Annotated in this window: 17 protein-coding genes; 12 read left to right on the top strand and 5 right to left on the bottom strand. The window is 46.9% G+C overall.

Going from position 1 to position 20,552, the window contains the following annotated elements; genetic code table 11:
- Positions 1 to 78: 78 nt before the first annotated feature.
- Positions 79 to 492: a DUF4199 domain-containing protein gene (locus ACY652_RS06130; protein ID WP_462267153.1), complete on the top strand. Its 414-nt coding sequence runs from the start codon at positions 79 to 81 to the stop codon at positions 490 to 492.
- Positions 493 to 575: 83 nt separating this feature from the next.
- On the opposite strand, the gene ACY652_RS06135 is transcribed toward ACY652_RS06130, so the two are convergent.
- Complete coding sequence (locus ACY652_RS06135) at positions 576 to 1,034, bottom strand: hypothetical protein (RefSeq protein WP_462267154.1); 459 nt, start codon at positions 1,032 to 1,034, stop codon at positions 576 to 578.
- Between the two features lie 154 nt (positions 1,035 to 1,188).
- Between ACY652_RS06135 and ACY652_RS06140 the strand changes: the two genes are divergently transcribed.
- The 3 genes from ACY652_RS06140 (at position 1,189) to def (ending at position 5,733) form a co-directional block, all read left to right on the top strand.
- Positions 1,189 to 3,918, top strand: a complete 2,730-nt coding sequence (locus ACY652_RS06140; protein ID WP_462267155.1) for a carboxypeptidase regulatory-like domain-containing protein — start codon at positions 1,189 to 1,191, stop codon at positions 3,916 to 3,918.
- 39 nt (positions 3,919 to 3,957) lie between these two features.
- Positions 3,958 to 5,055, top strand: coding sequence for a Nif3-like dinuclear metal center hexameric protein (locus ACY652_RS06145; protein ID WP_462267156.1), 1,098 nt, complete (start codon positions 3,958 to 3,960; stop codon positions 5,053 to 5,055).
- A gap of 105 nt (positions 5,056 to 5,160) precedes the next feature.
- On the top strand, positions 5,161 to 5,733 hold the full coding sequence (def, locus tag ACY652_RS06150; RefSeq protein ID WP_462267157.1) for a peptide deformylase: 573 nt from the start codon (positions 5,161 to 5,163) through the stop codon (positions 5,731 to 5,733).
- On the opposite strand, the gene ACY652_RS06155 is transcribed toward def, so the two are convergent.
- The 3 genes from ACY652_RS06155 to ACY652_RS06165 form a co-directional block, all read right to left on the bottom strand.
- Positions 5,730 to 6,368, bottom strand: a complete 639-nt coding sequence (locus tag ACY652_RS06155) for a peptidase associated/transthyretin-like domain-containing protein (RefSeq protein WP_462267158.1) — start codon at positions 6,366 to 6,368, stop codon at positions 5,730 to 5,732. The genes def and ACY652_RS06155 overlap by 4 nt on opposite strands.
- A gap of 120 nt (positions 6,369 to 6,488) precedes the next feature.
- A complete protein-coding gene (locus ACY652_RS06160; protein ID WP_462267159.1) occupies positions 6,489 to 6,767 on the bottom strand; it encodes a NifU family protein in 279 nt (92 codons plus the stop codon).
- A gap of 36 nt (positions 6,768 to 6,803) precedes the next feature.
- Positions 6,804 to 7,883, bottom strand: coding sequence for an Mrp/NBP35 family ATP-binding protein (locus ACY652_RS06165; protein ID WP_462267160.1), 1,080 nt, complete (start codon positions 7,881 to 7,883; stop codon positions 6,804 to 6,806).
- A 116-nt stretch (positions 7,884 to 7,999) separates the two neighbouring features.
- Here ACY652_RS06165 and ACY652_RS06170 point away from each other — a divergent pair, with 116 nt between their 5' ends.
- From ACY652_RS06170 to ACY652_RS06205, 8 genes are all read left to right on the top strand, one after another.
- The gene (locus ACY652_RS06170; protein WP_462267161.1) at positions 8,000 to 10,189 is read left to right on the top strand and encodes a transglycosylase domain-containing protein; all 2,190 of its coding nucleotides are present in this window, start codon (positions 8,000 to 8,002) and stop codon (positions 10,187 to 10,189) included.
- Positions 10,190 to 10,256: 67 nt separating this feature from the next.
- A complete protein-coding gene (locus ACY652_RS06175; RefSeq protein WP_462267162.1) occupies positions 10,257 to 10,886 on the top strand; it encodes an NAD(P)H-dependent oxidoreductase in 630 nt (209 codons plus the stop codon).
- A gap of 546 nt (positions 10,887 to 11,432) precedes the next feature.
- Complete coding sequence (locus ACY652_RS06180) at positions 11,433 to 13,877, top strand: TonB-dependent receptor (RefSeq protein ID WP_462267163.1); 2,445 nt, start codon at positions 11,433 to 11,435, stop codon at positions 13,875 to 13,877.
- Positions 13,878 to 13,887: 10 nt separating this feature from the next.
- Positions 13,888 to 14,502: a nicotinamide riboside transporter PnuC gene (gene pnuC, locus ACY652_RS06185; protein ID WP_462267164.1), complete on the top strand. Its 615-nt coding sequence runs from the start codon at positions 13,888 to 13,890 to the stop codon at positions 14,500 to 14,502.
- 7 nt (positions 14,503 to 14,509) lie between these two features.
- Entirely contained in the window at positions 14,510 to 15,613 is a 1,104-nt protein-coding gene (locus ACY652_RS06190) for an acyl-CoA dehydrogenase family protein (protein WP_462267165.1), read from the top strand.
- 74 nt (positions 15,614 to 15,687) lie between these two features.
- Positions 15,688 to 17,340 carry an alkaline phosphatase PafA gene (gene pafA / locus ACY652_RS06195; protein ID WP_462267166.1) on the top strand — a complete coding sequence of 551 codons (1,653 nt, stop codon included), beginning with the start codon at positions 15,688 to 15,690 and terminating at the stop codon, positions 17,338 to 17,340.
- A 228-nt stretch (positions 17,341 to 17,568) separates the two neighbouring features.
- Positions 17,569 to 17,976 carry a Dabb family protein gene (locus tag ACY652_RS06200; protein ID WP_462267167.1) on the top strand — a complete coding sequence of 136 codons (408 nt, stop codon included), beginning with the start codon at positions 17,569 to 17,571 and terminating at the stop codon, positions 17,974 to 17,976.
- 495 nt (positions 17,977 to 18,471) lie between these two features.
- Complete coding sequence (locus ACY652_RS06205; protein ID WP_462267168.1) at positions 18,472 to 19,242, top strand: Eco47II family restriction endonuclease; 771 nt, start codon at positions 18,472 to 18,474, stop codon at positions 19,240 to 19,242.
- 1 nt (position 19,243) lies between these two features.
- On the opposite strand, the gene dcm is transcribed toward ACY652_RS06205, so the two are convergent.
- Positions 19,244 to 20,494, bottom strand: a complete 1,251-nt coding sequence (dcm, locus tag ACY652_RS06210) for a DNA (cytosine-5-)-methyltransferase (protein WP_462267169.1) — start codon at positions 20,492 to 20,494, stop codon at positions 19,244 to 19,246.
- Positions 20,495 to 20,552: the final 58 nt, after the last annotated feature.

Below are 20,552 nucleotides of genomic sequence, written 5' to 3' on the forward strand. Positions count from 1 at the left end.
ATATAAAACCCCCAATCCTTTATAAAGAACCGGCAGCCTGCCTGCCGGTTATACATTTAACTTAACAACATCACTCTCATGAAAAACGCGCTTTGGTCGGGCATTATTATTGGCATATTAAGCGGGGCCTGGCTGTTCCTGATGCACTTAACCGGTAATGATACCCATGCGGATAAAGTATCCCCGTATGAATATTTTTCTGTGCTGATACCTTTAATCGGTTTGTTTTTTGGCCTGAAAAGCTACCGGGATAACAGTTTGGGCGGCCGGCTTACCTTTATAGAAGGTATTGTACAATGCCTGAAAACCTTATTTATAGCAGGCGCTATCGCCGTTTTTCTGGGTATTGTCTACATCAATTATGTTGCAAAGGGCAGCAACTTCCTGGATTTTTCGGGCCGTATGTTTGGCGCGTTCCTGCTGGGCGTACTGTTCTCCTTTCTGGTTACCTTAATGTTAATGACAAAGGGCAGCAGCTCGGATACCGTATAACTGTTCTTTCAGGTATTAAGAACGAAAGCCATATTCACTGCTTGTATCAGGCAGTGAATATGGCTTCTTTGTTTGCAATATGCTTATGATGCCAAGAATGCCCGCATACTTTTAGGTAATGGATAGGTTCCGGCCATTCTGCGCAGCAAAACAATCTCACCCAAATGAAAGGACAGATGGATAGAGAAATTTTGAACGGCAAACAGCTTTTGTTCCAGATTAACGGTATCCATACCAAGGGCTGCCACCTTTGTTTTAACTAATGCAACCTGTTGCTGTAACCTGTTAACTATCTTATCCATAGCATCCTGGCTTACAGGGGCTTTGTTTTCAATCCAGCTGTCCGGCTCACTTACCATTGCCATAACGGGCTTATCCTCGAGTATCGCTATCTCGTTGTTGTTCAATATAACCAGGTGATTCAATATTTGCCAGATACTTTGCGGCGCAGTTTCCGGGCTTTCATTTACATTATCAATTGTCAGGCTATCAAACACTTTAAACGTATCAAATGCGTTTGAGAACAGATAAACGAAGTTCATAAGTTGAACGGTTAATTAACGATTAAGTATAAGCATTTTGATCAGCGGCTCATTAAATACGCAATTGTAAAAAAGTGTTAAGTTTAATGGCGGCTTATACAGTGCTGTTACGAAATAGTTAAATTTATCGCCGTTAAGTGAATTAAAACTATTGATGAAGATACTTAAAACTACGCTGTTTCTGTTTTTACTGGCATTGGCCGGCTCTGCTGCCTTTGCACAGCAGGATACCATCGGCATCCGTACCGTGATAGCCCGGCAAAACAAATTTGCCGAAAGCTACCCGGTTGAAAAGGTATATGTGCATACTGATAAGCCCTATTATGCCAGCGGCGATACCATTTGGTTTAAAGCCTACGTAACAGTAGACCTGCACCAGCCTACCATACTGAGCAAAGTGGTTTATATAGACCTGATTAGCAGTACTGATACCATTATGCGGGCAATGAAGCTGCCGGTAATCAACGGTTTTGCTCAGGGAAACGTTACGCTTGATCCGCTCACTTATAAGCAGGGTAATTACCGCATCAGGGCTTACACCACCTGGATGCGCAATTTTGATCCGGGCAACTTCTTTGTTAAGAATATACCGGTGGCCGATGCCGATAAACAGCTAAGTGTGCGTGCGGTATTTGCCCCGGCCGCAAAGGGGGCTGCCACCAGCGCCCGCATCATTTACAAAAATGCCGATGGCGAACCATACAGCAACAAAAAAGTAAGCTGGCATATTGAAACACTGGAAAAAACACTGGAAAAAGGCCGGGGCGTAACCGACCAGAACGGCGTATTGCAGGTAGGTATTCCCGCAGCCAGGATTGCTGCTGATGATGCGGAAACCCTGGTGGCCAGTGTGGAAACTGATGGTAAAAAGCCGCTGGTTAACTCCTTTGCCGTTAAAGCCAATACCCGCAATACTGATGTGCAGTTCTTTCCCGAAGGAGGCAAGCTGCTTGCCGGCGCCGATATGCGGGTAGCCTTTAAGGCCGTTAAGCCTGACGGTTTAGGCATAGACATTAAAGGCACCGTGACCGACAATGACGGTAAAACCTGCGCCACCTTTGCTTCGCAGCACTTGGGTATGGGGTCGTTTTTGCTTACGCCGGAGAGCGGTAAAACCTATAAGGCATCCGTAACTTTCCCCAATGGCACACCACAGGTATATAGTTTGCCTGCGGTGCAGCAAAGCGGTATTACATTAGCGGTAAACAGCCTGCTGCCATCGGCAGTGGGCATCCGCATTATTGCCAATCAGGCCTATTTAGATCAAAATAAAGGCAAGCCCTATTATATTATCGGTAAGATAGGCGAAGCGGTAGTTTACGGCGCACAAACGCCGCTGCAGGATAAAACCTATGATATTGCCATACCTAAAGCAAAGCTCATCAGCGGTGTGCTGCAAATCACCTTAATGGATACACATGGGCAGCCTTTGGCAGAAAGGCTGGCCTTTGTACAAAACAAGGATGCGCTGAATGTAGTGGTACGTGCCGATAAACCATCATACACCAAAAGGCAGAAAGTAAAGCTTACGCTTACTGCCCAAAAGCAGTTGCAGCCGGCCGAGGGCAACTTTTCGGTAGCGGTAGTAGATGAAACCAAGGCGCCGTTCAATGATAATGATGAAGCCTCTATTTTAAGTTACCTGCTGCTCAGTTCAGACCTGAAGGGCTATATTGAAAAGCCCGGCTACTACTTCAATCATCAGGATAACACTACCATGAGCGATTTGGATGCGCTGATGATGACGCAGGGTTACCGCCGCTTTGCCTATACCGATTTGTTAGCTAACCGGTTGCCGCAAATACGTTTCCTTGCCGAGCAGGGAATTGATATTACCGGAACATTGCGTAACGGAACCGGTATGCCCTTATCCAGAGGAAATGTAAGGCTTAGTATGGCTGACCGCCATTTTACCCAGGCTGCAGTAAGCGATGTAAATGGCATGTTTAAGTTCAGTAACATTCCGTTAATTGATTCTGTGCAGGTAACCATCAGCGCCCGCGGCACCTATGGGGCCAACAATTTAATGCTGATGGTGGATGCGCCTACCCTGCCTGCGGTTACCGGTAACGCAGCGGCACCTGATGCCATAGCGGATATTGACAGTACCTACCGTACCTACATTAAAAACAGCAAGCAGCAGTACAGCAATTCGCGCTTGCTGAAAGAGGTAGTCATAAAGGGCGCTCCTGTACTTAAGCTGCCTTCCCATGCAGACTATCCGTCGCTTGCCGGGCTGAGCCAGTTAGCCGACCATACGATTTCGGGCAAGAACTTTGAAGGCTGCACTGATTTTTTAAGCTGTTTGCGAACAATGGCTATGGGCCTCACTTATGACCAGGGCAACTTTTACGTTACCCGGAACTACAACAGCGGCGACCGTACCCCTGTACAAATATTTTTGAACGGGCTGGCCGTTGATAATAATGCCCTGGTAAGCATGAACCCGGCCGATGTACTTTCGGCAGAAATATTTGTAAAGGACGATTTGGGGCTGGTAAACCGCATGTATAACAGCAATGGCGTATTGGCTATCAATACCAAAGCTGCGGCACTTAAATCAATGCCTAAAACCAAGATCAGCATAGACCAGTTAAAGGATATGATGGGCCGCAATGATGAAGTAACCATCAGGCCGCAGGGGTACAGCCTGGCGCGGCAGTTTTATGTGCCCCGCTATGAGCCGGGTAAACTGAATGGTATAGGGGTGGATTTACGCAGCACTGTATATTGGAACCCGCAGGTGAAAACCGATAAGGCTACCGGTGCGGCCAGTGTAGAATTTTTCAATTCGGACGGCCGCGGCAGCTACCGTGCCATAGTGGAAGGCATAGATGCCGAAGGACATTTAGGCCGAACCGTATACAAATATAAAGTAGAGTAACCGGTAGCAGTACATAAGTGCGAATAACCCTGTATGGATATGAAACTTACTGAAATCATTGCTTATCTGGAAAGCATTGCCCCGCCTGCCTATCAGGAAGATTATGACAATTCGGGGCTGATTGTAGGATTGCCTGCGCAGGATATTACACAGGTACTCATATCGCTGGATTGTACCGAGGCGGTGGTAGATGAAGCCATCAAAACCGGTTGCCAATTGATTGTTTCGCATCACCCCATTGTATTTAAAGGACTAAAAAGATTCAACGGTAAAACGTATGTGGAGCGCGTGGTGCAGAAAGCCATTAAGCATGATATAGCGCTCTACGCCATTCATACCAACCTGGATAATATGGCAGCCGGTGTGAATGCAAAGATCTGTGAAGTATTGGGTTTAAAGAACTGCCGGATTTTGCAGCCTAAAGGCGGGCTATTAAAAAAGCTGGTTACCTATGTACCACTGGCGCAGGCCGATGCTGTAAAAGATGCGCTGTTTAAGGCAGGCGCGGGCCATATTGGCAATTACAGCGAGTGCAGCTTTAGCGCCGCAGGGCAGGGCAGCTTTAATGGCAATGCGCAAACCCATCCCTTTGCGGGCGAACCCGGCCAGCGGCATTATGAGGAGGAAGTGCGGGTGGAAACCGTTTATCCGGCCAATCTGGAAAGCAAAGTATTAATGGCCCTCTTCCTGGCTCACCCTTATGAAGAAGTAGCTTACGATTTATACCAGTTGACCAACCAGCACCAGCAAATTGGTTCGGGTACGATTGGTGAAGCAGAACAGCCTGTAGATGAATCTGCTTACCTGCAGCATGTTAAAACCCAATTAAAGGCCGCCGTTATACGGCACACCGAATTATTGGGCAGGCCGGTTAAAAAGGTAGCGGTGTGCGGCGGCTCAGGTGGTTCTTTACTTAAACAGGCCATAGCCGCCGGTGCGGATATGTTCATTACCGCCGATTACAAGTACCACGAGTTTTTTGATGCCGAAGGCAAAATTGTAATTGCCGATGCAGGCCACTTTGAAAGTGAGCAGTTTACCCAGCAACTGTTATTTGATGTGTTACAGGAAAGGTTTGAAGGTTTACAGCTTCGGTTAACAGCGGTGAATACCAATCCGGTTAAGTATTTTATATAGCCGTTTTAAAGTAAATTCCAACATATCAGCTCACCTTGCGTTTACTTCCTTTGAATGTAGCGTGTTTCCTTTTTAGCCCAAAGTTTATTCTGTAATTTTGTCCTTATGAAACTGCCTATTGTAGCTTATGGTGATCCTGTACTGAAAAAGAAAGCGGTTGAGGTAACGCCCGAAACAGAGCCGAACCTGAAACAGCTGATTGACGATATGTTTGAAACCATGTACGCTGCCCGCGGTGTGGGTTTGGCTGCCCCGCAGGTAGGAAAGTCTATCCGATTATTCGTAATTGATGCCTCGCCTTTTGAGGATGACGAACCAGAACTGAAAGACTTTAGAAAGGCTTTCATCAATGCACAGATTTTAGATGAAACCGGCGAAGAATGGTGCTTTAACGAAGGCTGCCTGAGCATACCCGATGTGCGTGAGGATGTATACCGCAAGCCAACTATCCGGATTGCCTATGAAGATGAGAACGGGCAGCACCATGAAGAAACCATTAAAGGACTGGCTGCCCGCGTGGTACAGCACGAATACGACCATATTGAAGGTAAACTGTTTACCGATAAACTAAGCCCGCTGCGTAAACGTATGCTGGAAAAACGGCTGAACGATATTTCGCGCGGGATGGTAAAAGCTGATTATAAAATGAAGTTTCCGGCTGTTAAAAAAGGTCGTTAATCGTCTTCCGACTTGCGGCTTTTATCGCCGTCGGCAATCTGCTTGATTAATGTGCCCCAGGCTATAGGATTGAGCAGCGGGTTAGGCATCAAAGAGTGGGAGTTTTGAATACGATTGTGCAAGTCCTGCACGTCCAAACTCCTGATCTCGTCCGGGTCGCGTGCCAAAGTACTTCGTGCTGCACTCAGGGCGCTACGGCTTAGGTTTTTATAGGCCAGGGCCAAATCGTCATCAGCCAGCTTAACGTTTAAAAAATCTTTCCTGAACTCTTCGGTGGTAGCCCACGGAAACACCCTGACCAGTGGCAAATTAATGAGTTGCGGCTTCATTTTTACCATTAATGTATAACTGTTGTTTTTCACACCAGCCGGAACCACTACAAGCAGTGGCATATAACCTACCGAAGTAAAGCGCAATGTATCCTGCTCATGCGCCACAAAGGAGAAATAACCTTTATAATTAGCCGCATTGGCCTGGTTATGATAATTGATATTAGTGATGTTCACATTAGGCACAATTTCCTTTTCATTGTCGACATTATAAATAATGCCCGAAAACTGCACTAACGGCTTTTGCTGGGCAAAAGCCGTAACAGTAAATAGCAGGAAGAATAAAATGCCGGCAAAACGTTTCATGAAAAATTGAGTACAGCAACTGATTTTATAGGAATTTTAACCCTTAAAAATTGTTTTTATTGCAGCTGTAAATATATTTTACTTTTAGCAGATAGGCTTTGTACTTAACATAAATTAACACTACTGCATATTGGCAGGCATTACTGCATTAGGGTCGTCTATATCGGTAAGGTTAATGGCCTCCACAGCAATAATTTCGGGTACGGAGCGCTTAATGGCCTGCTCTATGCCGGCCTTCAGGGTCATAATGCTCATCGGGCAGGAGCCGCACGAGCCTAACAATTTCAATTTTACTACGTTATCAGGAGTAATTTCCTCAACGGCAACATTCCCGCCGTCAGCTTCCAGATACGGACGAATACTATCCAACGCTGCCTCTACCCGATCTACTAAACTCATGTTACTCATTTTGTTGAGGTAAATATACTTAATTAATTACAAACTCCGGCCATCGGGAGCTTTTGCGTTTACAATAGAAATTTCCTGTGCTACACGCTCGGCAATGTGCATAAAGGCTTTTGCCATCGGGTTACCTTCCTCCAGCACTACCGGCCGGCCGGCATCGCCCGACTGGCTGATGCTTTGTACCAGCGGCAGTTCGCCTAAAAACGGCGCGCCAATCATACGCGCCAGCTTCTGGCCGCCACCCTGGCCAAAAATGTAATACTTGTTGTCGGGCAACTCGGCCGGGGTAAAGTACGACATGTTTTCTACCACGCCCAGTATCGGCACATTAATGGATTCCATCATCAGCATACCTATGCCTTTCTTGGCATCGGCCAGCGCTACGTTTTGCGGCGTGGTTACAATTACCGCCCCGGCTATCGGGAAGTTTTGGGTAACGGTGATGTGAATATCGCCGGTACCGGGCGGCAAGTCCACCACCAGGTAATCCAGTTCGCCCCAGTCGGCATCGTTAAACAACTGCTTTACCGCGGTTGATACCATGGGCCCGCGCCAGGGCACCGGCTGGTTAGGGTCGGTAAAGAAACCGATGGATAACAGCTTCAGCCCGTATTGCTCCATCGGCTCAATGCGGGTTTTGCCGTTTACCTGGCTGGCCTTGGGGCGCTGCCCTTCCAGGTTAAACATGATGGGTACTGACGGGCCATAGATATCGGCATCAATGAGCCCAACCTTGGCGCCGCTCAGTTGCAGGGCCAGCGCCAGGTTAGCGGCTACCGTTGATTTGCCTACGCCCCCTTTGCCCGATGCTACCGCAATAATGTTCTTCACGCCCGGCAAGCCTCCGTTACGCTGTGTGGTTACCCTCGACGTCATGTTGACACTCACCTCAATTTCGGGGCTGATAAAATGACTGATGGCATTGCGGCAGGCATTTTCAATCAAACCTTTGAGGGGGCAGGCCGGCGTGGTCAGAATTACAGAAAAGCTGAGCTTATTGCCTTCAATATGTATATCCTGTATCATGTTCAGGGTAACCAAGTCCTTCTTTAAATCTGGTTCCTCTACATTGCCCAGGGCTTGCAGTACTTGTTCGCGGGTAAAATTCATTATTAATGGTTGGGTGCAATTTTACAAAAACACGCCGGGGATGCTTTTGTTAAAAATAAAATCCTCTTGTCTACCGTTTTATAGCGGATACAAGTTAGTTTTGGTAAAATTTTCAAATGCGTCGACCTGATTCCCGATACTTCCGCATTGCCGGTATTGTAGTTGCTGTACTTGTAATTATCCTGTTAATTGGCGGCTATATTGCCTATTCAAAGCGCGAGGTTTTACTTCAGAAAGCCATCAGCAAAGCTAAAGCAAAAGCCAAACGCGAGTATAATTTAGATGTAAAAATAGGCAGCGCCCATTTTACCGGTTTCAGCACCGTGGCATTTTCTGATGTGAGCATTGTACCCGACCAGCGCGACAGCCTGCTGAGCATCCGCAACTTTGTAATCAAAGTTAAAGTGCTGCCATTGGTGGTAGGCCATATCAAACTGGCCGATGTAATTTTGAATGACGGGCACCTGAACCTTACCAGCATCAAGGGCGTACGCAACTTTGATTTCCTGTTTAGGAAGAAGCGCGACACCACGCAAAAATCTAAAGTAGATTTAGCCAAGCTGAGCGACAACCTGGTGAACCAGGTGCTGTACAAGATACCTGATAATCTCGACCTTAAAAATTTCCTGATCACCTTTCGCGATGACAGCAGCCAGGTACAGGTACTGGCGCAGCAGGCGCTGATACGCGATGGCAAGCTTACCTCTGCCTTTGATATTAACAAGGGCGCGGCCATCTGGCACTTTGCCGGCACCATGCACCCTTCTGATAAGGATATTGCCGTAAAACTATACGCCGATCACCAAAAGATAGAACTGCCTTTTATTGAAAAGAAGTTTAAGCTGAAGTTTAACCTGGATACGCTAACCATGCGATTGGACAAGGTAGAACACGGCAACGATGAAACGCAGATCTACAGCTATTTTGCGGTGCGCAATATGCTGATCAACCATCCGGCATTGTCGCCCAATAACATTATTGTGCCAAATGGCTCCATCAATGCCAACCTGTTTGTGGGCGAAAATTACGTATCGGTAGACAGTTCGTCGGTAGTACACCTGAAAAAATTGCGGGCTAATCCTTTTATCAAGTACACCTTGAAGCCCACCAAAATTTACGAGGTGAAGGTAAACACCGGCTGGGTAAATGCGCAGGACTTTTTCGACTCCTTTCCGCAGGGCACCTTTGAATCGGTAGAGGGCATTAAGGTAACCGGCAAGCTGAATTACAAATTGGCGCTGTACCTGAATACCAAAGACCCGGATAACGTGCGGTTCTATTCAGGTTTGGACCGGCAGAATTTCAAAATATTGCAGTTTGGCCGCGCCAATTTAGCCAAGCTGAACCAAGATTTCATCTACGTGCCTTACGAAAAAGGCAAGCCGATGCCGGCAAGGGACATCAGCCCCGCCAACCCTAACTATACGCCGCTGAACAGCATTACGCCCAATATGCGCTACGCTATCATGACGGCCGAAGACCCCTCCTTTTACCGTAATCATGGCTTTGTAGAGGAGTCCATCCGCAAATCCATCGCTACCGATTTTAAGGAAAAAGAATTTAAGCGCGGGGGCAGCGGTATATCCATGCAACTGGTAAAGAACGCCTTCCTGGTGAGGCAAAAAACATTAAGCCGTAAGTTTGAGGAGATACTGATTGTATGGCTGATTGAGAACAACGGCATCATGACCAAAGACCGGATGCTGGAAGTGTACCTCAATATTATTGAGTGGGGCCGCAATGTATACGGCATTGGCGAGGCATCGCGCTATTATTTCAACAAGCGGCCATCAGAATTAGAGTTGGGCGAGTGTATTTACCTGGCCAGCATTGTGCCCAGCCCCAAAAAGGGCTTATATGCCTTTGAGCCTGATGGCAGTTTGCGCTACCGGCTGCATGGTTACTTCAGGCTGATTGGTAACCTGATGGCCGAACGCGGTTACATTAACCGCGATACCAACGCCTATGGCTTTTACAACGTGCGCCTGCGCGAGTCCTTACGGCCAAAAATGGCACCGGTGGATACGGCTGCTGCCGACAGTGTACTGGCTGCGCCTGATGATGAACAGGGTGGCGTTGGTGTAGGGGTACCGCCACCCAATATAGGCGACAAAAAAGTTGACGAGGACAAAGACGAGAAACCCGGATTTTTTAAACGGCTGTTTGGCGGCAAAAAAGATACGGTAAACGAGCAGGTTAAAGAGCGCGTTAAAGACTCAGTGAAACTTACCCGCCAGCAACGCCGTGAGCAGAAGCGTTTGGAGAAAGAAAAGCGCAAAGAACTGGAACGCAGGGGCTTATTGTAGATGACTTGCTTATGACCCGGTCAACTGTTTAAACATCTATTTTTGTTAAACACAAATAAGAATCCTTATGGCACTAATACAACCTTTGGAATGGCGCTACGCCACTAAAAAATTTGACGCATCAAAAAAGTTAAGCGCCGGGCAGCTGGAAAACCTGCTGGATGCGGTTCGCCTGGCGCCTTCCTCTTTCGGTTTGCAGCATTACCGCATACTGGTAATTGAAGATGCCGGTTTACGTGAGCAGTTAAAAGCCGCCGCATATAATCAATCACAAATTACGGATGCTTCACAGTTGATTGTGTTTGCTGCAGAAACCAAAATTAATGAGGCCTACGTAGAAAAATATGTAGACTTGCTTGCCAAAGAACGCAACACCGAACGTGCCAACCTGGAACCGTTTGAAAAGACCATGATTGCTACGGTAAATCACCGTGCCGAAGATCAGCGTGTTGCCTGGGCGCATAAACAGGCTTACCTGGCTTTAGGCGTACTGCTTACCGCCGCTGCCGAAGCTGGCATTGATGCCTGCCCGATGGAAGGCTTTGAAGCCGGTAAGTTTGATGAGATCTTGGGCTTAAGTGAAAAAGGCTTGACTGCGACTGTGATTGCCCCTATCGGCTTCCGTGCCGAGGATGATGCTTATGCGCATTTTGCCAAAGTGCGTAAGCCCAAAGAGGAATTATTTATCCGGCTGTAAGCTGATAAGCGTCCTCACCTTGTCATTTCGACCGCAGGGAGAAATCTTCTTCAAGAGGCCGAAATGACTACTTAATTTAATTCATTATAAAAACATTCGATATCATCCTGAGCGATAGCGAAGGATTTATACAGCAAACAAACAACTGTATAGATCCTTCACTATCGCTCAGGATGACATTTTTTATGCTATATTGCTTCTAAATCTCAGTTAATCCCCTACCTTTGCCCCATATTCTTTAAGGGGTGCCTTGATTTGGTAGCCCGGCGGACAAAGAGACTGCAGCTCTGTGTATCCACCGGACCAAACTGAAAAACAGGCTGAGATTATACCCATGCGGCTTTTGTGAAAAGAGCCAAGAAATAAGAATCAAGAGCCAGGACAAAAATAGTGTCTTGATTCTTGCCTCTTGATTCTTGCTTCTATCCCAGGCTGCAGCACCTGATCCGGATAATGCCGGCGTAGGGAGAGGTAAAAAGTTAAGTGTACTGCCGCAGTTTGCTCCTTAGCGGCAGATGGTTTAACTCATGTGATTTACAACAACTATTGAAAAATTTTATTCTTGCGTTTACCGCATTACTGCTGCCTTTTTGGGCAGCAGCCCAGTTTTCTGTTTCAGGAACCGTAACCAATCAACAAACCGGCCAGCCGCTGCCCGGGGCTACCATCAGCCTGAATGGCCGAAACATAGTTACCGCATCAGGTAGCAACGGCAGTTACACTTTCAGCAATTTGCAGCAAGGGAATTACCGCATCAGGGTAACCTATGTGGGTTTTACCACAGCCGAGAAAACAGTCAGTTTAACCGGCAATCAGATTGTTGATTTTACGCTGGCTGCCTCCAGCTTTTTAACCGATGAGATAACCGTAAGTGCCACCCGTGCTTATAAAAATTCGCCCATTGCCTTTACCAATCTCAGCAAAAATGATCTGGAAAAGAACAACTTAGGGCAGGATCTGCCTTATTTGCTCAACCAAACGCCATCAACGGTGGTTACCTCGGATGCTGGTACCGGCGTAGGCTACACCGGCATCCGCATCCGCGGGTCTGATGTTACCCGCATTAATGTGACCATTAACGGCATTCCATACAATGATTCGGAAAGCCAGGGCAGCTTTTTTGTGGACTTGCCCGATTTTGCTTCATCCGTAAATAATATACAGGTGCAGCGCGGCGTAGGTACTTCCACCAACGGTGCAGGCGCGTTTGGGGCCAGCATCAACATTCAAACCAATACCCGCCGCGATACCGCTTATGCCGATATCAACACTTCGGCCGGCTCTTATGGCACCATTAAAAATACCGTAAGTGCAGGTACCGGTTTACTCGGTGGCCACTTTACGCTGGATGGCCGCCTGTCGCGCATTGCTTCGGATGGATACATCGACCGTGCGGCGTCCAACTTGCGGGCCTTTTTTGTAAGCGGCGCCTATTATACCAACAACAGCACCATCCGGGCCAACGTATTTTCGGGCGTGGAGCGCACTTATCAGGCATGGAACGGCGTAAATGCCGATTCGGTATTTTACGGCAACCGCCGTTATAATGAGTTGGGTTTAATGCCGAATGGACAGTTCTATTATAACCAGACCGACAACTACACCCAAAACCATTACCAGTTACTGTACGACCATAAGTTTAATGATCGTTTCTCATTTAACGGCGCACTGCACTACACCAAAGGCTGTGGCTATTACGAGGAATATAAAACTGACCGTGATGTGCGCGATTATGGCCTAACACCGGTGGTTATAGGCGGCAACACCTTAACTACTACCGATTTGGTACGCCGCCTGTGGCTGAACAATGATTTTTATGGGGTTACCTATAACTTTAATTACCGGCCCGCAACAGGTTTAAATTTAGTTTTGGGCGGTGCTTACAATCAGTACAAAGGCGCTCACTATAACAACATTGAGTGGACACAGCAAAGCACTAATATCCCGCCCGATTACGAGTATTCGCGCAACAATGCCAAGAAGAACGATTTCAACATTTTTGCCCGTGCCGATTATCATACAGGTAACTTTTTGCTGTACGGCGATTTACAATTCCGCAATGTGTATTACTCCTTCTTCGGGCTTGACCGTAACCTGAACAACTTGCAGCAGGCGGTTACCCTAAACTTTTTTAACCCCAAGCTGGGTTTAACTTACGAGTTAGACCAGCGTAATAACGTTTATGCCTCAGTTGCCGTAGGCCACCACGAGCCTAATCGCGATGATTTTACAAACTCCACACCGCAAAGCCGCCCCAAGTCAGAAACCTTGTATGATTTTGAAGCCGGCTACCGCACCGCGCAGGGCATCTTCAGCGGCGGACTGAACGGCTTTTATATGCTTTATAAAAACCAGTTGATTTTAACAGGTGCGTTAAATGATGTAGGTGCTGCCATACGTACCAACGTACCTAATAGCTACCGCACTGGTTTGGAACTGGACAGCCGCCTGCGTTTCAGCAAGCAGTTCAGCTGGGGTATCACCGCTACAGCGAGCGCTAATAAGATTAAAAATTATACCCAATTGTTCCCCAACTATGATGATGGCACATTGGCAGGGCAAACTTTTAATAAAACCACCATTGCCTATTCGCCTTCCTTTATCGGCTCCAGCGAATTAAGCTTTTCACCATTCAAAGGCAGCGAAATTGCGCTATTGAGCAAGTATGTAAGCCACCAGTACCTGGACAATACTATGAACACCAATCCGGCAGGATTTACTGTTGCGCCTGAAGTGTTAGCTAATCCCTACGCTGCCAACCGCGAAATCAGAAGTTATTTTATTAACGACATCCGCCTGCGTTATAATTTCAGCCTGCCATCGGTGAAAAATATAGGGGTAACGCTGCTGGTGAACAACATCTTCGGTAAAAAGTATGTAGCTAATGGCGCTACCTATCCGGATATTGAAGGCGGGCGTGTGGTGAATTACAACTATTACTATCCGCAGGCCCCCGCCAATTTCCTGGCATCGCTTAACCTGTCTTTCTAACCTGATAGTAATGCAACACTGGCTGCACTTATTTATTCAGCAATTACAGCAAACCACGCCCTGGGAGTGGGTTGCTGTAATACTGGGTGTGGCCGAGGTGCTACTGGCACGGGCCAACAAGGTGTGGCTCTATCCCGCAGGCATCATCAGCACGGTTATTACCATCTACTTTTTGCTGCGTACCCAGTTGTATGCCGAGGCGGCCTTGAGCCTCTACTACATTGTAATGAGTTTTTATGGCTGGTACCACTGGATTAAAAAGCGCCACCAGCCACCGGTAAAGGTAAGCTACAACACTGCTGATGAATGGCTGATTACCTTGGGCATAAGTATAGGCGGCTGGGGCGTACTATACTTGCTATTAAAACACTTTACGCCCTCCACCGTACCGGTATGGGATGCGCTGGTTTCGAGTACTGCCTGGGCAGGCATGTGGCTGCTGGCCCGCCGCAAAATAGAGAACTGGCTATTGCTGAACATCTCCAACCTGTTTGCCGTGCCGCTGCTGTTCTATAAACAACTGCCCTTATTTGCCCTGCTGACTATTGTGCTGTTTATAATTGCAATTTTCGGGTATTTCGACTGGCGCAACATCTTGCGCCGGCAACAACCCGCCTTGCACTGAGTGAGTAATGAACATAACTGCTGATCTGCCTCCGCATCCTTCTGCCCTGCTGCAACCCGACTGGGTGAAAATCATCAGGGCTGCCGCCTCAAAGGCTGAGGCACAGGGTAAATTACTGCCTGCGCAATTGCAATTGATTGAGGAGCAGCAATGGTTCAAGCTACTGGTACCAGCAGCTTACGGCGGCCTGGAGACCCCACTCCCCGCTCTTGTAGCACTGGAAGAAAGTTTAGCTTGGGCCGATGGCAGTTTGGCTTGGGTAGTTACCCTATGCTGCGGTGCCGGCTGGTTTGGCGGCTTTTTACAGCCACAACTGGCCCGGCAGGTATTCAGTACGCCATTACTTTGCCTCGCCGGCAGTGGTGCCGCTACCGGAACAGCAACACCTACGGCTGAAGGCTATGTACTCAACGGCAGCTGGAAATACGCCAGCGGCGCACATCATGCTACGCACTTTACAGCCAACTGCATCTTCCATAAAAACGGAACGCCCGTGCTTACGGCCGATGGCCAGCCTCAGATTTTACCGTTTATTGCAGAGAAAGCGCAGGTAAACCTGGTAGCTGCCTGGAAATATATAGGTATGATGGGCACCGGCAGCCACGCGTTTGAGATGAAGGATGTTCTTGTAAGCAAAAACCATTGCTTTAAAATAACGCCGGATGCTGTAGTGGTTGATTCCCCTTTATACACCTATCCTTTTTTGCAACTGGCCGAAGCTACACTGGCGGCTAACCTCTCGGGTATGGCCCTGCGCTTTATTGAATTGTGCAAGCCATTGCTTAATGCCCGGAAAAGCAACAGTAAACTCAATTCCAATCAGCAATCGGTATTGGAGGCCCAACCGGAAACAGCTGTTGCCTTAATGAATGATGCGCGGCTGCATTTTTATAAAGCCGTGAAAGCATCCTGGTTAAACGCCGCTGCGCCTGAACTATTAAAAGCAGTGAGCATTACCAGCAGGCATCTGGCCCGAACCGCACGCGAGTGCGTAGACCGGCTCTATCCCTATTGCGGCCTGATAGCCGCCGCGCCTGATACCGAAATTAACCAGGTATGGCGCAACCTGCATACGGCCAGTCAGCATTCGCTGCTTACGTTTAGCGAATGAAGTGCTTTCTTAACAAAAAAATCACATTAGGCTATCACATCTTTACGGATATTTGAAGCAAAATTTCAGGAAAGATGAATTGGAGATTTTGGGCCGCTGCGGCTATACTTGTTGTTAACTTAAATGCTTCGGCACAAAAACCCAAACCGGCAGCCGCTGCTGCCCTGCCCCGCCCCAAACTGATGGTGGGCCTGGTGGTAGACCAGATGCGCTGGGATTACCTGTACCGGTATTACGACCGCTATCAAACCGGCGGCTTCAAACGCCTGCTGAACGAAGGTTTTACCTGCGAAAACACCAATATCGACTATATACCTACCGTAACGGCTATTGGCCATAGCTGTATCTATACCGGCTCGGTGCCGGCGCTGCATGGCATTACGGGTAATGATTTTATTGTACAGGCCACCGGCCGGAGCATGTATTGCACCGAAGATACCACGGTAAGCACGGTAGGCAGCACTTCTAACGCCGGCAAAATGTCGCCCCGTAACTTGCTGACCACTACGGTAACCGATGAGCTGCGGCTGGCTACTAACTTCAGGGCCAAGGTGATAGGTATTGCCCTGAAAGACCGGGGCGGCATTTTGCCGGCCGGGCATACGGCCAATGCCGCTTACTGGTTTGATGATGCCAGCGGCAACTGGATTACCAGCACCTATTACATGAATGACCTGCCAGCCTGGGTAAAAACCTTTAACGGCCAGCGCCCGGCCGATAAATATTTAAAGCAGGACTGGACTACGCTTTATCCCATAGCCACTTACGTACAGAGCGAAGCCGACGATAACAAGCACGAAGGTAAATTTGCAGGGGCTGTTGCGCCCACCTTTCCGGTGAAGCTTACGGATATGTACAAAGGCAATGCAGGCATCATCCGCAGTACGCCGTTTGGCAACAGCATGACCCTTGACCTGGCTAAGGCAGCCATCGATAATGAGCATATGGGCCAGGGGCCAATCACTGATTTCCTGGCAGTTAGCTTATCTTCCACCGATTATGTGGGGCACCAGTTCGGGCCTAATTCTATTGAGATTGAAGATACCTATCTGCGGTTGGACCGCGATCTGGCGGCTTTTTTCAGTTACCTGGACAGCAAGGTGGGCAAGGGCAATTACAGTGTATTTTTAACGGCCGACCACGGGGCGGCCCATAATCCTGTATTTTTAATTGATCACAATATACCGGCCGGCTTATGGGATGCCGCCCTGGCTACCCGCAACCTCAACAAGCTGCTGGAAGACAAATACGGCATTAAGCGCACCATATTGGGTATGGATAATTACCAGGTGAGCTTTAATTACAAAGAACTGAAAGACAAGAAGATAAGCGAGGAAGCGCTAAAGCAGGACTGTATTGAATGGTTAAGCCATCAGCCTGAAGTTGCCTATGCAGTGGACATGCTGAAGGCCCAAACCGCCAGCCTGCCCGAAGCCCTGCGCACCCGCATCATTAACGGTTATAATGCCGAGCACAGCGGGGTGATACAGGTAATTTTAAAGCCGGGCTACTATGCGGGGCGCGGGGTTACCGGTACTACGCATGGTACCTGGAACCCCTATGATGCGCATATTCCGCTGGTATTTATGGGCTGGGGCATTAACCACGGCAGCTTGACACGCCCTACCAAAATGACGGATATTGCCGCCACCGTAGCCGCCCTGCTGCACATACAGGCGCCCAATGGGTGCATTGGTGCACCGGTGAGCGAGGCGCTGAAAAAGTAGTACTACAGCAGGTTTCGGCACAGTGAACAGCCGCTTTTTGGTTAAAAGGCGGCTGTTTACTGTGCCATAAAAGTTTATAAAAAGCTATAAAATGCCATAAACGGCTATAAAAGGCAAATTATGGGCCGATATTGGGCACCGCTGTTTTGCCGGATGATAAAAAATGGGACAGGGCAGGATAACCGGAAAAATGCTGATATTTACGGGCACCCTCAACGCTGACATCTGATGACCAGGCCCACCAACCGCAGAACATTTATTACCGCAGCCGCCACCCTTACCGCCGGTACGGCCGCGGCCGCTGCCCACCCCATAACCGCCATGAACTACCCCATTGTACACCATGTATTCTTCTGGCTGAAACGCCCCGGCAGCCAGGCCGATAAAGACCAGCTGATTGCCGGGCTGAAAACCCTGCGCCAGATTGATAAGATACGCGAGCTGCACATTGGCACCGTAGCCCCTACCGAAAAGCGCGACGTGGTAGACCAGAGCTGGAGCGTATCGGAGCTGATGTTTTTTAGCGACCTTACCGGGCAGGCCACCTACCAGGACCACCCGCTGCACCAGGCCTTTATCAAAAACTGCAGCCACCTGTGGGCAAAGGTAGTGGTGTACGACGTGCAGGAGGTATAAACCGGCACCGCACCGGGCAGGTGTTCACGTTCACGGTGGTGTGAACGCGCGTGAACACCCGTGAACGCTGACAGGATGATGGCAGTGATTTTAGAAGCGATGTAAGAATACTTTGTAGCTACCTTTCGTTATTGTGTGGGGGCACGAACGCGATCGTCAGGTTATAGCGCCGCTTTGAGGGGGTGGCCTACTTGGCCGGAGATGGCACCCGTTCGTCGCAATGGCGCATTTTTGGTCTTTTTAAGTAGCTGCTCAGCAATGCGGATCATATACTTTAAACCGCTGTGGTAGTTGCAAACTACAGGCATACCGCTTTGAATTTATAAATTCCGAAGAGCAGGACAAACCGCTTCAAAGTAAATAAACTTCAAATACAAGCGAGAATAATATATTATTTATACATTGTAAACCTCAAACAATTAAAAATCACATATTCAATAAGAGAAGCATTTATTTTTACCTATTTGAATAAATTATTTACTATAAAATTACATCATGGCTAACACATATCTTAACTTTATCACAGACGAACATTTGTTAAAATGTATAGCAAGCTTACATAGGTCTTATGTAAAAACAAAAAATGATATAAATAAACCTAAGTTTTATAATAACAAGATTGACACTATTAAACTCACTTTTGATAGTAAGTTCAATGGTATTGATCAAGAAGAGCTCATTGATGCGGAGCTTTTAAGGCAGATTGACAAAAGCATTAATAATTTTATTGGAACCTTCCATGAAGACATTTTAGGAGGTGTTGTTGGATATGAGAAGGGAAACTTAAGTGGCTTTGACATTAAAGCTACCGATAATACATTGTTTGCTGATATTAAAAACAAGCACAACACAATGAATAGTAGTTCTGCTGAAAGTTTGTTTCAGAAACTTTCAAATTATGCTGATCGTTATAGAAATGAGCAAGCAAAGTGTTATTGGGCTCAAATATTGGCAAAGGGAAGTTTCAATGAAAAATGGAAAGCTATTATTAACGGCAAGGAGTACAGCCATAGCAGAGTGTTCAAAATTTCCGGTGATCAATTTTATGCTTTAGTCACACAGCAAAGTGATGCACTATTTCAATTGTACAAAGTCCTTCCCCAGGCTATTGAAAACTACATGCATACTGCAGTGCAAGTGCAAAATGTGCAAGAGCATTCCGCCGTATCACATATCAAATCTCAAGCGGAAGTTTCTGGCAGAACGATATTAGATCAAATTACTTTAGATAACTTTGGGTACTACTTAGGTTTCGGACGGCTTTAAATTAAATATGTTCCGAATTTGCTGTAATTAACTTTTCAGCATTTAAAAAATTTACTATTGAAGCACCAACTGCTTTTGCAAGATTTACAGGAACAGCATTCCCTATTTGTTTATATTGCTGAGAGATAGAACCAGCAAATTGCCAATTATCTGGAAATGTTTGAATTCGAGCATATTCTCTAACTGTAAATGGCCTTGTTTGTTCAGGATGGCAACGTTCCGTTTGCTTTTGAGCAGGGCTACAAGTCAAAGTCAAGCAAGGCTCATCCCAACTAATACGTCGTGCTATACCAGTTTTACCACCACCCAAATAGAAACTTTTTTGCATATATTCTCTTTGCAGTTCGATTGATAAATTCCTCCAATATCCGCCAGGAGGAACTAAATCTAAAATTTTAGTTTTACTGTTAGGATATTTAGCACCATGCGACATTGGGGCATCACAATCAAATAATTCCCCTGCCAGCAAAGCATCTTTTAACGTATATATTTTGCTTGAAGGGTTTGGGTATTCAAAATTAATATCTAAATCTTTCCGAACGCCGACAAGAATTAACCTTTCGCGCTTTTGAGGAACATTGTAATGAATTGCTTTAAGCACTCTGGGTTCAAGCACTCTGTAACCTATTTCGTCTAAAATTGATATCATCCCTTTAAGTGTCTTACCGCTGTCATGGTTAAATAACCCCCGCACATTTTCTCCAATACATATAGACGGTTTAGTTTCTTGCACAACCCTTGCAAATTCATAAAACAAAGTCCCCCTTGCATCCATCAACCCCAACTTTTTGCCCGCATAGCTAAATGCCTGACATGGGAAGCCCCCCGTTATCACATCAACTTTTCCTTTTAAATGAGAGAAAGACACTTTACGGATATCCTCCTCAATGACGTTCCATTGAGGCCTATTTGTTCTTAATGTTTCCGCTGCCCAATGATCGATTTCATTTAAAGCAATACACTTCAGGCCCGCTTGCTCTAAACCTATAGCTAAGCCGCCTGCACCCGCAAACAATTCAACTACTGTATACTCACCGTATGGGGCAACTTTATTATTAGTATCATTTACAAACTGTACTTGTAATTCATCAAAAATTTTAAGTTGCCCCTCTTTATAATATCTATAATTGCTCATAGGCTCCCTAAAAGCCAAAAGCTTACCAGCCTTGTCCCACCTTCTTAATGTACCTTTATTTTTGTTTAAAAGCTTTGCGGCTTCTGCTATTGAATATATCTTTTCTTTGGTAACCATATTATACAACATTATACATGGTTACAAATATACATTTTAGCTTATTTGTTTGTAACAA

The sequence above is a fragment of the Mucilaginibacter sp. genome (genome assembly GCF_965200995.1).
Lineage (GTDB): Bacteria > Bacteroidota > Bacteroidia > Sphingobacteriales > Sphingobacteriaceae > Mucilaginibacter.

Excerpts from the sequence above, each read along its gene's own strand:
- ACY652_RS06155 (WP_462267158.1), bottom strand. The coding sequence starts at position 6,368 with ATGAAACGTTTTGCCGGCATTTTATTCTTCCTGCTATTTACTGTTACG.
- ACY652_RS06165 (WP_462267160.1), bottom strand. The coding sequence starts at position 7,883 with ATGAATTTTACCCGCGAACAAGTACTGCAAGCCCTGGGCAATGTAGAG.
- ACY652_RS06200 (WP_462267167.1), top strand. The coding sequence starts at position 17,569 with ATGACCAGGCCCACCAACCGCAGAACATTTATTACCGCAGCCGCCACC.
- def (WP_462267157.1), top strand. The coding sequence starts at position 5,161 with ATGAAACTGCCTATTGTAGCTTATGGTGATCCTGTACTGAAAAAGAAA.
- ACY652_RS06145 (WP_462267156.1), top strand. The coding sequence starts at position 3,958 with ATGAAACTTACTGAAATCATTGCTTATCTGGAAAGCATTGCCCCGCCT.
- ACY652_RS06130 (WP_462267153.1), top strand. The coding sequence starts at position 79 with ATGAAAAACGCGCTTTGGTCGGGCATTATTATTGGCATATTAAGCGGG.
- ACY652_RS06160 (WP_462267159.1), bottom strand. The coding sequence starts at position 6,767 with ATGAGTTTAGTAGATCGGGTAGAGGCAGCGTTGGATAGTATTCGTCCG.
- ACY652_RS06135 (WP_462267154.1), bottom strand. The coding sequence starts at position 1,034 with ATGAACTTCGTTTATCTGTTCTCAAACGCATTTGATACGTTTAAAGTG.
- pnuC (WP_462267164.1), top strand. The coding sequence starts at position 13,888 with ATGCAACACTGGCTGCACTTATTTATTCAGCAATTACAGCAAACCACG.
- ACY652_RS06205 (WP_462267168.1), top strand. The coding sequence starts at position 18,472 with ATGGCTAACACATATCTTAACTTTATCACAGACGAACATTTGTTAAAA.
- pafA (WP_462267166.1), top strand. The coding sequence starts at position 15,688 with ATGAATTGGAGATTTTGGGCCGCTGCGGCTATACTTGTTGTTAACTTA.
- ACY652_RS06140 (WP_462267155.1), top strand. The coding sequence starts at position 1,189 with ATGAAGATACTTAAAACTACGCTGTTTCTGTTTTTACTGGCATTGGCC.
- ACY652_RS06190 (WP_462267165.1), top strand. The coding sequence starts at position 14,510 with ATGAACATAACTGCTGATCTGCCTCCGCATCCTTCTGCCCTGCTGCAA.
- ACY652_RS06175 (WP_462267162.1), top strand. The coding sequence starts at position 10,257 with ATGGCACTAATACAACCTTTGGAATGGCGCTACGCCACTAAAAAATTT.
- ACY652_RS06170 (WP_462267161.1), top strand. The coding sequence starts at position 8,000 with ATGCGTCGACCTGATTCCCGATACTTCCGCATTGCCGGTATTGTAGTT.
- dcm (WP_462267169.1), bottom strand. The coding sequence starts at position 20,494 with ATGGTTACCAAAGAAAAGATATATTCAATAGCAGAAGCCGCAAAGCTT.